This window comes from Pseudomonas oryziphila, from assembly GCF_003940825.1.
Classification (GTDB): domain Bacteria; phylum Pseudomonadota; class Gammaproteobacteria; order Pseudomonadales; family Pseudomonadaceae; genus Aquipseudomonas; species Aquipseudomonas sichuanensis.
Genome location: NZ_CP034338.1, coordinates 2,300,066 through 2,314,354 on the forward strand (window position 1 = coordinate 2,300,066; position 14,289 = coordinate 2,314,354).

The 14,289-nt window shown below is 59.1% G+C and carries 8 protein-coding genes and 2 pseudogenes; 6 read left to right on the forward strand and 4 right to left on the reverse strand.

Going from position 1 to position 14,289, the window contains the following annotated elements; genetic code table 11:
* Window positions 1–66 precede the first annotated feature (66 nt).
* Window positions 67–2,022 (reverse strand): DUF262 domain-containing protein, encoded by a 1,956-nt coding sequence (locus tag EJA05_RS10980; protein WP_190306053.1) that lies wholly within the window; start codon window positions 2,020–2,022, stop codon window positions 67–69.
* The gene (locus tag EJA05_RS10985) at window positions 2,019–3,446 is read right to left on the reverse strand and encodes a DUF262 domain-containing protein (protein ID WP_125858259.1); all 1,428 of its coding nucleotides are present in this window, start codon (window positions 3,444–3,446) and stop codon (window positions 2,019–2,021) included. Before EJA05_RS10985 ends, EJA05_RS10980 begins: the two co-directional genes overlap by 4 nt.
* A gap of 500 nt (window positions 3,447–3,946) precedes the next feature.
* Here EJA05_RS10985 and EJA05_RS28360 point away from each other — a divergent pair, with 500 nt between their 5' ends.
* The 6 genes and pseudogenes from EJA05_RS28360 (at window position 3,947) to EJA05_RS11005 (ending at window position 10,738) form a co-directional block, all read left to right on the forward strand.
* Window positions 3,947–4,750 (forward strand): hypothetical protein, encoded by an 804-nt coding sequence (locus EJA05_RS28360; protein ID WP_223811904.1) that lies wholly within the window; start codon window positions 3,947–3,949, stop codon window positions 4,748–4,750.
* 106 nt (window positions 4,751–4,856) lie between these two features.
* Window positions 4,857–5,090 (forward strand): annotated as a pseudogene (locus tag EJA05_RS29020) (DUF6531 domain-containing protein); the annotation flags it as partial.
* Window positions 5,091–5,375: 285 nt separating this feature from the next.
* Window positions 5,376–8,741, forward strand: coding sequence for an RHS repeat domain-containing protein (locus tag EJA05_RS10990; RefSeq protein WP_223811929.1), 3,366 nt, complete (start codon window positions 5,376–5,378; stop codon window positions 8,739–8,741).
* A 20-nt stretch (window positions 8,742–8,761) separates the two neighbouring features.
* Window positions 8,762–9,115 carry a hypothetical protein gene (locus EJA05_RS10995; RefSeq protein WP_125858260.1) on the forward strand — a complete coding sequence of 118 codons (354 nt, stop codon included), beginning with the start codon at window positions 8,762–8,764 and terminating at the stop codon, window positions 9,113–9,115.
* A gap of 125 nt (window positions 9,116–9,240) precedes the next feature.
* A pseudogene (locus EJA05_RS11000) lies at window positions 9,241–9,864 on the forward strand (RHS repeat-associated core domain-containing protein); the annotation flags it as partial.
* 313 nt (window positions 9,865–10,177) lie between these two features.
* Entirely contained in the window at window positions 10,178–10,738 is a 561-nt protein-coding gene (locus tag EJA05_RS11005) for an RHS repeat-associated core domain-containing protein (protein WP_125861290.1), read from the forward strand.
* A gap of 888 nt (window positions 10,739–11,626) precedes the next feature.
* On the opposite strand, the gene EJA05_RS11010 is transcribed toward EJA05_RS11005, so the two are convergent.
* The gene (locus EJA05_RS11010; RefSeq protein WP_125858261.1) at window positions 11,627–12,955 is read right to left on the reverse strand and encodes a TolC family outer membrane protein; all 1,329 of its coding nucleotides are present in this window, start codon (window positions 12,953–12,955) and stop codon (window positions 11,627–11,629) included.
* A 1-nt stretch (window position 12,956) separates the two neighbouring features.
* Window positions 12,957–14,285, reverse strand: coding sequence for an HlyD family type I secretion periplasmic adaptor subunit (locus EJA05_RS11015; RefSeq protein ID WP_223811906.1), 1,329 nt, complete (start codon window positions 14,283–14,285; stop codon window positions 12,957–12,959).
* Window positions 14,286–14,289: the final 4 nt, after the last annotated feature.

Consider the following 14,289-nt stretch of genomic DNA (forward strand, 5'->3'; position numbering starts at 1 on the left):
GAGCGCTAATGGATTTTTGTATTGCAGTGTCTTGGTTCAGCTGTGCGTTGGCTGACAAGGCATCTGCTATTCAGCGTTTGATTGGCCAAGATACCCGGCCAGCAAGTCAATCATGTCCTGCTGATGTTGCCTCGCCTGTGCGTCACCCCATCGCTTGTGGGCATAGATCAGTTTCATCTTCAGCGAGTCGATGCGTTCCCTGTTGCGGTTCTCGAAATGCTTGCGCTTCTCGTTGAACGGCTTGTTGCCGTACTCCGAGTTGATGCCCCGCGATACCAGTGCCAGGTTGCCGAAAGTATCCAGCACCTCGCCGGAAACGGTATCAAGGTCGACGTCCTGCGCCGTCTGCGGCGAAATATGCTCGATCGAGTTCTTTGCGGTCATCCGGAACTGGGTGCGTTGCTGGGCATTCAACTGAGCGGCGTTGGTGCTCCAGAGCACGTACTCCAGCTTGTAGAACCAGTAATGCGCGAAACTCAGGCCCGAAGCCTCGTTCAACACCTTGGCGGGGTCTACCAACGGCATGGTGGCCGAGGCATCTTCCAGGAACACATGGCTGCGTGCGATCAGGGGCCTGGGGTCGTCGCTGCACAGCAGGTGGTTATCGAGGTGTTTGAGCTGTCGAAGGTAGCTGGCCCGGCCGGTTCGATTGGCGCGTATGTACGCCAGCAACGGAGTTAGCCAGTACTGGGTGGTGATCTGTTGCGAGTGGTACAGCATGCTCTGCAGCAGCGCGAATGCGTGATCGCTGGCTTCTTCGCGGACCAGGGTCGTGTATGGCTTGCCGGAGGCGGCCTCGGTTGTGCGCTTGCGCAGGTCGTGGATGAGGTGGTGTTCCTCGCCATCGACTTCCACCCACTTGATGACATGCTTGTCGAAGCAGTAGCGTACTTCCCACAGCAAGGCGATGAACTTCTTCGCCTTGGCGCCACTGCGGGGCGCTTTCAGGAAATGCGTGTCGAACAGCGACAGCAGCTCCTTGTCGTTGATCCTGGGAATGTCCGGCTCACCTTGTTCATTCAGCCAGATGCGCAATGCATGCTGCAGCAGCATCGAAAAAGTGATGATGCTGCGTACCTTGCGCGTGCCCTGGAATACTTCTGGCGGTTCGCTGCCCTGCTCGGGGAGTGCTCTCGTCCTGCCAGCTAGGATATCGGCCAGGGACAGCGAGCTTGAATTGCGGTTGGCCGAATATTTGTCACTCAGCGCTTCCAGAACACAGGCTGACCAGGCCAGTTGCTCGTCATCGCGCCGCGCTGCTGGATTGGAGAACAGCGGGTGCACATCGAACCTGGCGATGCTGCGCAGATTGCGTTCAACATAGTCGTCCATATAGGCGCAGGACTCCCACAGCGCTGCATAGCGTTCTCGCTCGGCGGTGTTGCCGATGTGCTGGAGCAGCCTGGCCTTGAGAATTTCATGTTGCTGGAGCTGCACGCCCCGGTTGTTGATCACCTCGAAGATCTTGTTGAGGTCCATGGTTGCCGGGAAGTGGGTCATGACCACGGTTACTTTGTTCAGCACGTACTCGGTGAAAGCGGTCAGCCTGGCTTCCTCGCGCTCGTGCTTGAAGCGCTGGATGACCCCCAGCGCGGTGTCGATCTTGTCATGCTCGATGGACGGCGCCTTGCCGGAGACACAGCTGGCCTTGAACGCTTTCTCGATATCCGGCCGGATGGGGAAGCCCAGGCGCGGACGAAGTCCATCGTTGTGTTCGCCGGCGAGGAATGGCTTGAGTTCCTGCCCCAGGGACAGTGCCAGCAGCCACAAGGTGGTGAAGCGCTGTTGGCCATCGATCAAGTCGTACTCGACCGTCGAGTGATCCTGATGCCGGGTCACCACCAGGATGCCGCCCAGGTAGGCGATGGGGCGTTGGTCTTCGAATGCGGCCCACAGGTCGTCCAGCAGGGTGCGCACCTGCTCATCGCTCCACACATACAGACGCTGATAGACCGGAATCTGGAAGAATATGCCTTGCTTGACGATCTGCTGCAGGGTGATGTCGTGTGATTGAATGGTCATGCGCATTGCTCCTCGATCCAGGCTTCACGCCCGTCCAGCGTGCCTTCCTTGCCATAGAACGCCAGCACTGCAGCTTTGTAGCGCCCTTGCACGGTTGAGTCGGGCTCGATGTCTTCCGCTGCATAGATGGCCGCAGAGCGTGAGTCGGACATCAGGAACGCCATCACTTCGTCTGGGGTGTAGGCTTGGGCGATCACATCCAGCAGGTTCAGCGGTGCGTCGCGCAGGTAGACAGGGATAGCGGCGGCAAAGATGTAGCTCTTTTCAATTCGGATCGCGCCGATGACGTAATCCAGGCTGAGCGCAAAGCGCAGCAGGTCGCGGGTGCCGAAACGGTCGACGAACATCAGCACCGCCAGGCAGAACAGCTCGCGCAGGTAAGGTGATAGGCGCAGGGTCACCTCGGTGTAGAACTGCCGGAAGGCCCGCTCCTGCGTCTTTGCACCGAACAGCTGATTGACCAGTGCTGCGTACTTTTCGACATACAGGAAAAAGCCCAGCCCGCGCTGGATGGGTTGGCGCAGCGAGAAGGGCAGGGTTGCGATGTCGTCCGGCTCGGGCAAGGCCCCGTGGCTCAATTTGACGTTGCCTGCCTGGGAAACCAGCAATTGTGCCGAGGCATAGGCGACCGGCGCAGGCGATATGCCCAGTCGGTGCCCCTGCTCGGGGCGCAGGGTGCGTGCCTGGAATTCGTCGATGATGCCGTCCCGGCACTCCTCGCCAAGCGTCTTCTGGCCACGCCAGCGCCGCCCGCGCCAGAGCAATTTGCCGAACAGCAGCGCGTCGAAATCACCTGCGATGCCCATGCACTGGTTATGTTCCTGCCAATTTTCCCAGCGCTCGGCGAACAGGGCACGCAGCTTGTCCCGGTGCCCACCCTCGATGGCGCGCAGGTGGAAGGCCTTGAGCAGGTCGGCGGCGCCCAGCGGCACGCCGCGGCTGTTCTGGTTATCGAAGAAGGTGAACGCCAAGTCTTCGTTGGGCACCGTGATCACGGTGAAAACGATGTGCCGGAATAGCGCTTTGCAGTCATCCGCCAAGCCTTCGGCTTCGATGATTCGCTGGGCCTGCTGGATGTTATTGACCGACGCTGGTGACCGGTAGGCAAAGTCGGCCCCGCTGGGCAGCGTGCCATGGAGCACGTGGTAGAGAATGCACAGCGTGGTCAGCCGCTGCTGGCCGTCAATGACGAATTGCCTGTGCTGTGCGCTGTCCTTGTGGATCAGCAACGCGCCCATGTAGTAGTCGAGCCCACTGTCCCGCTCCAATTGGAACTCTCGAAGGTCCTTGAGCAATTGCTGAACCTTGTCCTTGTCCCAGACATAGGGACGCTGGTAGGTATCCAGGGCCAGTGGCATCCGTTGCGAGGCAAGCAATGCCTCGAAAGGGATGACCCTGACCGCTACGGCGTTGTTCTTGCTCATCGCTGGCGAATCCTTACGCTGGGCGGCTGTTCAAAGGCGGCCAATCCTACAGCGATTGGTGAATGATGGCCATGGGCCGCCTTTTGCAGGTGCTTGCCCTCCGGAAACAGCGTTTGGCGCTGCCCTGCCGGCCGGATTAGGCCGAGCGCTGGCTCCGCGAGTGCCTGCGGCGCAGCAAGGTGTTCGAGCTTGATCAGCGTGGGGTGCCGACGACGTTGTGAAGAATTGCTTGGCGCGCCGACCCTTCAGTGATCACAGAGTGTTTATGCCCGCCAGGGGCGTGTAGCCGTTTTTCCACACCCGAACAGGAATGCTCCGTCCTGCATGCGAGACACCTTCTGACTTCTTCCTGAATACCGCCTCGGTATGGTTTCCCTCCTGCATTTTCAGGTCGCCCGACCGAGGCCATTGCACTGCACCACCCACCTCGTGGGAGCGGGCTTGCCCCGCGATGCGTAGCTTCCAGGCGATCTCCTTTCCAGCAAGGAGCGCCAAACCAAATGGCAACCACCCCCGGCAAGGCCAGCCCTTCAGGCAAGGGCATTTTACAAGTAGCGATCACACCACTCGCCGAAATCCAGGCCAAGGACGTCGGCCGTGGCGCCGCAGTGTTCGACGCCTGGCTGCGTGAAGTCAGTGCCGGCCATGCCACCCTCGAGCGCCTCAAGGCCGTCGCCGGCAATGTGCCGGTGGCGGGCAACAGCATCGCCCTGATCGACGCACTGGGCGCTATCGCTACCCTGGCCCGCAGCAAGGTGCCCGACCCGCTCGACTGCGCCACCTTTGCCCTCAATCTGATCGCCTTGGTCACCTCGCCCGCCGGTGAGGCGCCGGCACGCATGAGCTTGCGGCCGATGCTGTTGTTCGTGCGCCAGGAGGGTAAGCAGGTGCTGGACGATGCGTCGGTCGAACTGCTGGCCGGCCACCTCAACGCCGATATCGTCGGCAGCCTTGATAATTTCGTCACCCAGGCCGCCGGCAAACTCAAGGGCATCCTCGCCGAGGCCGCCACACTCGGCGAGCGGATCATCCTCGACATTGCCAGCGGCCTGGCCACCCTGGCCGAAGGCGCCGGCCCAAAACACGCCCGCCCGGCATCCCGCCACGAACAGCGCGCTGAATGCAACAATCCGCTGGCCACGCTCGACAACTACCTGGCCGGTGCTTTCAGCGCCTACAAGCACGCTGGCAAGGGTATGACCAGCGCCAATGTCAGCCCCACCCTCAGCGCTACGGCCAAGGCCGAACTGCTGGCCCACAGCGCGCACTCTGCGCACCCTGGGCGCCTCTGGTGCGCGGCATGATCCTCAAGCTGGGCGATGCCAGCAGCCCCGGCTCCATCGAGGCCCCTGAGTCAGACCCTGGCCAGCAGCGTCAAACAGTGGGCGCCAACGCAACCCCCAGGTGGTGGTGGCCAACATCAAGCCCGGCGGCACCAGCAAGGCCCGCCACCACTGGCCGAAGGCAAGCTGGAAACCCAAAAGAGCAGGCGCCCGCGTCCCCAGGCCGCCAACCCGTGCAAGAACGGCGCCCCGGCCAAACACCTGCAACAGCATCAACTTCGCCCTGGGCAGCGAGACCCTGCAGCACACCGACTTCAGCCTGCCCGGCCCGTTCCCGATCACCTGGACCCGCACCTACCACTCGCGCCTTTTCGCCCTCGACAGCGGCAGCCTCGGCCGCCCGCCTTGGATCACCGCCTTCACCACTGCATCGATGTGCAGGACGACGGGCTGCTGCTGCACGATATCGACGGCCGCAGCCACGCCTACCCGCTGCCCAAGGTCGGCAAAACCCATTACGACGCAGTGGAGTACCCGTGGCCTGACCCGCCACACGACACCCAGCTCATCCTGTCCGCCGCGGGCAGGAGCGCCACGAGACCTACGAGCGCGTCGGCGAGCGCCTTCCCACCTGGTGCATATCGTCATGCGCAATGGCGTCGGCGCGATGCTGCACTACGAGCACAACCACAACGGCCGCCCGGTGCTGTCGGACATCAACACCTACGCCGACAACGACCTGAGCAAGGTGCACCTGCAACTGGGCACGCTGCTCGATGACCACGGCCATATCCAGGGCCTGTGGCAAGTGGTCGACGGCAAGCCGCTGCGCCAGCTGTGCGCCTATCACTACGACGACCAGGGCGACCTGATCGCCGCCCAAGATGAACATGGCGCCGCCTGGCGTTACCAGTACCAGCACCACCTGATCACCCGCTACACCGACCGCACCGAGCGCGGCCTCAACCTGGAATGGGACGGCAGCGGCCCGCACGCCCGGGCGATTCGCGAATGGGCCGACGATGGCAGCTTCGAAACCCGCCTGGCGTGGGATGAGCACATCCGCCTGACCACCGTGACCGACGCCCACGGCGGCCAGACCCGCCACTACTACGACGCCGAGGGCTACACCTACCGCATCCAGCACGCTGACGAGCGCTCCGAGTGGCTGTTCCGCGACGCCCGCAAGAACGTGATCCGCCACCTGCACGCCGACGGCAGCCAGGACCGCTTCACCTACGATGAACGCAGCAACCGCCTGCAGCACATCCGCGCCGACCATACCGTGGTGCACTACGCCTACGACGACAAGGACCAGCTGATCAAGATCAGCGATGCCGAAGGCGGCCTGTGGCTGCGCGACTACGACGATGTCGGCAACCTGGTCGAAACGGTCGACCCGCTGGGCAACAAGACCGAATTTGCCTACACCTCGACGGGACTGTTGAAGGCGATCAAGGACGCCAACGGCAACGAGAAGAAGCTGGCGTACAACGACGCCGGGCAACTGCTCGAATACACCGACTGCTCCGGCAAGACCAGTAAATGGGAGTACGACGAACTGGGGCGCCTGGTGCAGGCCAGTAATGCGCTGGGTGAGAAGACTCAGTTCATGTACGAGGCCGGTCAACTGGCGAAGGTGACCTATCCGGACCTGACCGAAGAACGCTTCCACTACGATGCCGAAGGCCGGCTGCTGGCCCATGTCGATGCGCTGGACCGGTCTACTACCTGGAGCTATACCCATGCTGGGTTGCCAAGTGAGCGTGTTGATGCAGCGGGGTACACGTTGCGCTACCACTGGGACAAGCTAGGTCGATTGGTCTGCCTGGACAACCAGAACGGAAGTAGAGCGACATTCTGCTATGACCTGGTCGGACGCTTGTCGCAGGAAACCGGTTTCGACGGTTTGGCTAGGCACTATCGGTATGACGTGCATACCGGGCGGCTGGCGTTCACGCAGGTTGGCCAGCGTCGCGTAACCATGCGTTTCGATCGTATGGGCCGACTGATCGAACGTACTGCCGGCCTGGGTGAACAGGTGGAATCGGAGCATTATGCCTACGACGGCAATGGCCAACTGCTCCAGGCCCGCAATGCCGTCAGCATGTTGCAATGGTTCCATGACGAAGCCGGCAACATGGTCCGCGAGCACCAGCATTATCTGGGTATCGGCACACCCATGGTTGCCGTCTGGCAGCATGAATACGATGCGTTGAACCAGCGTGTGGCAACCATCCGGCCCGATGGCCACAAGGTCAGTTGGTTGACTTACGGTAGCGGCCATGTCGCTGGCATGACGCTCGATCATCACGAAATGCTCGCCTTCGAGCGTGACGACTTGCACCGCGAAATTGTCCGTCACCAAGGCAACAAACTCATGCACAAACAGCAGTGGACTCTGCGGGGAAGGCCGCAAGAGCAATTGATTGGCGGTGCCGATGGCGAATCTGTCCTGCTCAAACGGGAGTATCAGTACGACACGGTCGGCCAACTGACCGGTATCCGCGATACGCGTCGTGGGCAATTGGCTTACCAATACGACCCGCTTGGCCGGCTGCTGCAGGCCGCCAGCCGTTTAGGCGTTGAAACTTTCGCGTTCGATCCCGCGGGCAACCTCATTGACGAAGCCCAACAACTCAATCGCCCTCTGGAAGAAAAGGCCAGCCATGGGAAGCTGATGGACAACCGCTTGCGCGAATACGGCGGTGTCCATTTCAAATATGACGAGCGCGGCAACCTGATTCACCGGCTGCAAGAGGGCAAGCATGCTCATCTGACCTGGGACTTGTTCGATCGCCTGACGCACTACAACGATGACCGGCTCAAGGTCGACTACAGCTATGACGCGCTGGGGCGCAGGTTGCACAAGCATTCCGTTGCCCATTACTGGGATAGGCCTGAAGCCGGTACTGGCTGGAACCAGATGCAGCGAGCCAAACGACAGCGCGAGTTGAAATGCGGCTTCACGCTGTTCGGCTGGGATGGCAACGCGCTTGCCTGGGAGAGTTCCCCGCCACGTGACGACAGTGATACCGGCAGGACGGTGCACTACCTATATCTGCCAGGCAGTTTTGTGCCAGTGGCCCAAGCGGTGCGCAATGGTCCGGTTCGCCTGCATAAACAACCTGATTGGAGTGGGCGGGAATATGACTTCGAGCAGGACCCGTTATGGCATACGGAGGTGAAGCCGATGGGGTTCGACAATATTTTTTGGTATCACTGCGATCATTTTGGGACGCCGATGGAAATGACTGGCGAAGATGGCAGTATCGTCTGGTCTGCTAAATACAAAGCTTTTGGCGTGTGTTTTACCTCGAAGGAATCTTTCGGAATTATAAATCCGTTTCGTTTTCAAGGGCAGTATCATGACCCTGAAAGTGGATTGCATTACAATAGATTTCGCTATTATGATCCTGGTATGGGGCGCTATATATCGGAGGATCCAATTGGTTATGAGGGAGGACTGCATGCTTATAGTTACGTAGGTGCGAGCCCGGTGACTCATGTTGACCCCATGGGCTTGGCTCGCTGGGACTGGAATGGAATTGGTGATACCTCAGTGTGTGCATATTATGATTCTCGAGCTTGCGAGACCACGGGGGATTTAAGTAGTTATTATAAGACGGCGGGAAAAATTTGTCGCGGCCAGCGGGGGGACGTTAATGTTGTGCTGACGGCTGGAATTACTAATGCTTGGATTTATAAATATACATCTGAATCTGAGTCAGGGGTTTATGATTCCATTAGGCAAAGCTTGATATCGAGTGATAAGGCTGAAGTGGCTGTGCATGGTGTCAATGGGGTAACTGGAAATGCTATTGATGCTTATCATGATAAAGCGTTCGATGGCGCAGGACTGGCGACGAGATTTTACGGTGGCAATATATGGTTCCAAGGCATCTCACCAAATCCAGTACCCTTTGATCGGGATGAAAAATTTGGTTTTGATCCTCGGAGGATGTTACCGACCGGGGACTCTACGCAATCTTTGGGGTGCTCAAAAAATTAATGGCCTTGGGCTAAGCGGAGATGGAAGTGGGTCTTTTATTTAAGGTGATACTGGCGCTGCCATTATTTTTGGTTTATGTGTTTTTTATTTGGGCGGCCGTTCATGCTGGAGCGACCTCCCCAATTGGATTTATTCGCCATGCCATTCTCGTTGGTGGGCTGGCGCCGTTGTGTGCGTGGTTGGGAGTGATGTTTTTTGCTGAAGATAAAATCCTGCCTAAGGCGATTATGGCAGCACTGGGCTTGACGGCTTACCACTATTATTTGTTCGCGGTTTCGGCGCATTACGATGGATTCATGTATTGGGGGGGCCAGCTTGTTGAGTTGTTGGCTTTGTTCGCATTTGTAAGGTTTATCCGCAAGGGGTCTAATTGATTAAGGTGGTCTAATCGATATCGTTAAGAGAGGGCGGGGTGCTAGATCCTGGCGCGAAGCCGCTGACGGAGCGAGCCAGACTGCAGGGGGAGAGCAATCCGATTCGGTTCTAGGGGCAGTATCAGGACTTGGAAACGGCACTGCACTACAACCGCTATCGCTATTACGAGCCGAAAATGGCGCGGTATGTGTCCAGGGACCCGATTGGGATGCAGGGTGGGATGAACGTCTATAGCTATGTGAATAACGCGCCTGTTATGCGCGCGGACCCATTGGGACTGTGGGATGCACCATTTACCAACATGCCGGGTGTGCAGGAGCGTACTTCGCTTGGCACTCATATGATGAAAAATGGCGAGATGCCCGAAGCGATTGCTAAAGCGATGGCGCCACCGCCCCCCAAACCCATAGCGACAGGCGAGTGCCGTGCAGCTGGTACCGCCGCGGTGGGAGCAGGACTCTCCGTGGGGTTAAGCGAGAATGAAATTTCTGGATTTGGCTCGCAGCTCAGTGTTCCCGTGTCAACGGTTGCGTTGCGCGCGGCTGCGAGTTGTGGTTTGAAAATCGCAGATCCTGACGCTAAGCCGCTTAAGGCCGGTGCCGGAGTAGGTATGAGTTTTGGAATCATTTCAGTAGAGGTCGGGCAGACGTCTACATGGCCGGAGATTTACTTTGGTATTGGACTAGGTGCTGGGCCAGAGTTGAAGATTCCTGTGCACCCCAATATCTCTATTCCACTTAATAAGTAAGGATGCGTTATGTGTGTTTGGCTGAATACTGTGATTCAGGTGTTTTTTTGGGGCGCATTTTTTACGTTATTTTTCACGGTTTTTTACGCGAACGCCTATTGCAAGAGAAACGGAATAAATATGAACACGTTTCCAGGTCTTTTTGAGATGTATCGTCGGGTCTTTAGGTTTGAGAACAAAAGGCTTTCTTGGATAGTTCTTTTGACTGTTTATGGAGGGGCGATTATTGGGGTTTTTATGATATTTTTGGTTTTTTATGCTAGGTCGCAAGGGTGTGTGGTAGATATGCGGGTTGGTTTTAGTTGATCATTTAATGGCGCGGTATGTGTCCAGGGACCCGATTGGGATGCAGGGTGGGATGAACGTCTACAGTTATGTGAGTAACACGCCTGTTATGCGCGCGGATCCATTGGGACTGTGGGATGCATCATTTACCAACATGCCGGGCGTGCAGGAGCGTGCTTCGTTGGGTACTCACATGATGAACAATGGTGAGTCGCCGGAGGCAGTTGCTCGTGCGATGGCGCCGCCGCCTAGGCCGGTAGCAACGGGCGAATGTAAGGCGTCAATTGATATTGCTGCTGGAGCTGGAATGTCAGGAAGCGTGGCTGTGAATGAGAAAAGCGGTGTGTCGAAGTGGGGTAGTTTCCAGACATCGACTGTTGCGAACCGTGCGAGTGCAAGTTGCGGTTTGAAGTTCTCTGCTGAAGACGCGAAGCCGCTACCTGCTGCATTAGGGTTTGCTTTTGGTGTTGGTATCTTTAATGTAGAGGTGGCCCAAACATCTTCATGGCCAGATATTTATATGGGTTTGGGGTCAGGGGTGGGGTATGAGGTGAAGTCCCCGCTGAATCCATCCATAAACTTCCGGTGAGTGAGTTTCTAATGTGTGAATATATATATTATTTTAGAGAGTTTTCGTTTTATTTTTTCATGTTTAGTGGGGCGTTGCTTGTATTTTCTTCTGCTGAGTATGTTAGGCGCAAAGGTGTGAATTTCAATTCTTTCTTTGGGGTGATGGATATCTATAGGAGGATATTTCAGTTTGAAAGTAAGCGCTTCTCTCTAGTGTTTTTGTTGGTGATGGGTGGAAATATGATTTTATGGTTGGCTTCTATAACGTTGTATTACTGGGGTGGTAGTAGGGGTTGTGTTTTTTAGGGGGGCGAACAAGCTCCTCTGATCCTTGAATAACCAACGATCCAACGGCGCAAGTCCGATTTCTCAGCCGTCAAACGCTTCAAGACCAGGGCTTTGCCCTGGTTCTTGTGCGCTACAGGCGCACCTCTCATATCAGCAAGTTGCGGATTAAAGTTACTAGATCCTGACGCGAAGCCGCGGAAGTCAAATCTAGGCTTGGGGATAAATATGGGGATTTTTGTTGTGGAAATTGGCCAGGCCTCAACGTATCCAGAGGTCTATTTAGGTTTTGTACGAAAAGTGTGGTCATTCAACGTTGTGGGAGCGGCGGTGCGCCAATGCGACTTGCCCCGCGATCTGCCGCGACGCGGCAGCAAAGCCTGAATTCGCGGCATCTTTGACACTATTTGATATCGGGTACAGGAGCGCTTCGCACTCCATCGCGGGGCAAGCCCGCTCCCACAAAACTTTTCGTACAGAGCCTAAGAGCACAGCCACGAAGGCCGTCCGCCACTGCGATTTACCGACGATGGGCCGGCACAGGCAATTCCAGCCAGTCACTCCCACTCCGATCATATCGACCTCAAACCATGCGCAATCCCTGGTTAGCCAGCAATCCCCCTCACTTGCTCACCAACAACTCCGGCCCCAGGTAATCGTTAATCTGGTCGATATCATCATCCCCCAGGCTACCCACCGACGAGGCCAGGCGCAGGCGCGACATCAAGTAGCGCAACTTGGCCTCGAACAGGTCATGCCTGGCCACGAACAACAGCTCCTCGGCATTGAGCACATCGGAGTTGGTGCTGATCCCCCCCTCCTTGAAGCCCTTGCGGGTCGACAGCAAAGAGCGCTCGTTGGACACCACGGCCTTCTCCAGCGCGCGGATGCGCAGGGCGCCGCTCTGCACGCCGCGAAACTCGCGGGTGGTGCCGGTGATGACTTCCTGGCGGGTGGCGTCGAGTTCGTCCTGGGCCTTGGCGCTGTTGGCGCTGGCCTGGCGGCTGAGGGCGCTGACACCGCCGCCGCTGTACAACGGGATGTTGATTTCCAGGCCGATCGAGCTGTAGTGGTTGCGCTGGTTCAGCTCCGACAGCGACTGGCTTTCGCCGGCGGTATAGCCGGCGACGAAGTCCAGGGTCGGCCAGTGGCCGGCCTTGGCCCGTTTCACTTCTTCTTCGGCGATCTCCTGGCTGTGGCGGCGTGCATGGATCAGCGGGCTGTCGGCCTGGGCCTTGACCAGCCAATCCTGCAAGTTGCCGGGCAGCAGCGGTGGGGTGGCGAAGCCCGGTTGCAGGGTGGTCAGCGATTCAGGGGTTTCACCGATGTACTCGGCGAGCTGGCGGCGGGCGTTGACCAGGTTGTCCTGCGCCTCGATCAGCTCGGCCTCGGCAAGGTCGCGGCGCGCGGCCGACTCGTCGATGTCGGTGATGGTGCCGTCGCCCAGTTCCATGCGCCGTTTCGCCGAGGCCAGTTGCTCTTCGAAGGCGCTCAGCTTGGCGTGGGCCAGGCTGATGGTCTCGCTGGCCAGCAGCACGTTGAAGTAACTCTCGGCCAGGCGTACCGCAGCGTCCTGGCTCTTGGCGTCGAACACCGCCACGCTGTAGTCGGCACGTTGCTGGCCCTGGCGGTACTCGGCCATCTTCTGCTTGTTGAACAGCGGTTGGCGCAGGCGCAGGTTGGCGCCCGTGGAGTCGTAATCGAGGTCGTTGTTGATGCCGTTCTGGCGCTGGTTGCCGTTGACCTTGTTGGTATAGGCCGAGGCGTTGATCTGCGGCAGCAGGCCTGCTCGGCCGATGGCACGGTTTTCCATGCCTGCCTCTTGTTCATGCACGGCGGCGCGGTACACCGGGCCCTGGTACTGCAGCAGGTCCCAGGCTTGCTTGAGGTCCATGGCGCCGGCGGGCAAGGCCAGGCCCAGCAGGCACAGGCACAGGCAATGACGGTTCATATCATTGCTCCTTGAAGGCGCTGTCGACGCGCTCGATCATCGGCTTGAGCAGGTAGCTCAGCAGGTTGCGTTCGCCGGTCTTGATGGTGACGCTGGCCGGCATGCCGGGGCGGATATGGTTGCTGCCCAGCAGGGCCATGCCGTCCTGGGTCACCTCGACCTGGGCCAGGTAGAACGGCTGCTTGCTCTCTTCGTCCAGCAGCCGGTCGGCCGAGACGGTCTTGACCCGCCCGGGGATGTTCGGGGTCTGGGCGTGGTTGAACGCCGGGAACGACAGGTCCACCGCAAGCCCCGGGACCATCTTGTCGATGGCCTGCACCGGGATCATCGCGTCCACCTGCAGCGGCTCGTCGAGCGGTACCACCTCCATGATCTTGGCGCCGGGCTGGATGATCCCGCCCACCGTGGCGATGCTCAGGGCCTGGACCATGCCGTCGATCGGCGAGCGGATCACCGTGTGCGCCACTTCATAATCCAGCGCGCGCAGGCGGTCGGCCAGGGTGGTGCTTTCCTTGGCGATGTCGGTCAGCTGCGATTGCACCTCTTTGCGGTAGTCGTGCTGGCGCTGCAGGATGCGCAGGCGGATCTCGCTGGTCTGGCTGCGCACCCGGGCGATGTTGTTGAGGTTCTCGGCCTGGCCGGCGGACAGGTCGGCATGGCTGCGTTCCAGTTCCAGCAGGCGGTTGCGCGGCACATAGCCTTCGGCGGCGAGGGTGCGGGTGCCGTGCAGTTCCTGGTCGAGGAAGCCGATCTGCGAGGCGCGCGCGCCATACACCTGCTGCAGGCCCTTGAGCTGCACCGCCGAGGCCGTGAGGTTCTCTTCGAGGATGTCGATCTCGCCGGCCAGCCCCGCGCGGCGGGTATCGAGCAGGTGCTCCTGCAAGTCCATCGCGGCCAGCAGGCGGTGGTCGCCGGCGAAGCGGGCAAGCAGGTCGGGGTCGTAGGTGACCCTGTCCTCGCCGTCACGCTCGGCCTCCAGGCGGTTCTCCACGGTCTTGCTGACGATGTACTGGGCGCTGACCGCGCCTTGTTCGGACACGGCGCGCAAGGCATCCAGGCGCACCACTTCCTGGCCTTTCTTCACCAGGTCGCCTTCGCGCACCAGGATCGCTTCGACGGTGCCGCCGGTCAGGTGCTGTACCGCCTTGCGGTTACTGGTGACCTTGACCGTGCCGGTGGCCACCACGCCGGCATCCAGCGGCGCCAGCCACGACCACATCAGAAAACCGCCGAAGCCGGCGAGCATCAGCCACAGGCCGCAGCGGGCGGGGCGAGTGACGTCCAGGTCGATGCCGTGGTCGGGGGCGTTACGGGTGGTTTCAGTGGGCATGTTC

Bases quoted from the DNA above. Each gene is read 5' to 3' on its own strand.
- EJA05_RS10980 (WP_190306053.1), bottom strand. From the start codon at position 2,022: ATGACCATTCAATCACACGACATCACCCTGCAGCAGATCGTCAAGCAA.
- EJA05_RS10985 (WP_125858259.1), bottom strand. From the start codon at position 3,446: ATGAGCAAGAACAACGCCGTAGCGGTCAGGGTCATCCCTTTCGAGGCA.
- EJA05_RS28360 (WP_223811904.1), top strand. From the start codon at position 3,947: ATGGCAACCACCCCCGGCAAGGCCAGCCCTTCAGGCAAGGGCATTTTA.
- EJA05_RS10990 (WP_223811929.1), top strand. From the start codon at position 5,376: ATGCGCAATGGCGTCGGCGCGATGCTGCACTACGAGCACAACCACAAC.
- EJA05_RS10995 (WP_125858260.1), top strand. From the start codon at position 8,762: ATGGAAGTGGGTCTTTTATTTAAGGTGATACTGGCGCTGCCATTATTT.
- EJA05_RS11005 (WP_125861290.1), top strand. From the start codon at position 10,178: ATGGCGCGGTATGTGTCCAGGGACCCGATTGGGATGCAGGGTGGGATG.
- EJA05_RS11010 (WP_125858261.1), bottom strand. From the start codon at position 12,955: ATGAACCGTCATTGCCTGTGCCTGTGCCTGCTGGGCCTGGCCTTGCCC.
- EJA05_RS11015 (WP_223811906.1), bottom strand. From the start codon at position 14,285: ATGCCCACTGAAACCACCCGTAACGCCCCCGACCACGGCATCGACCTG.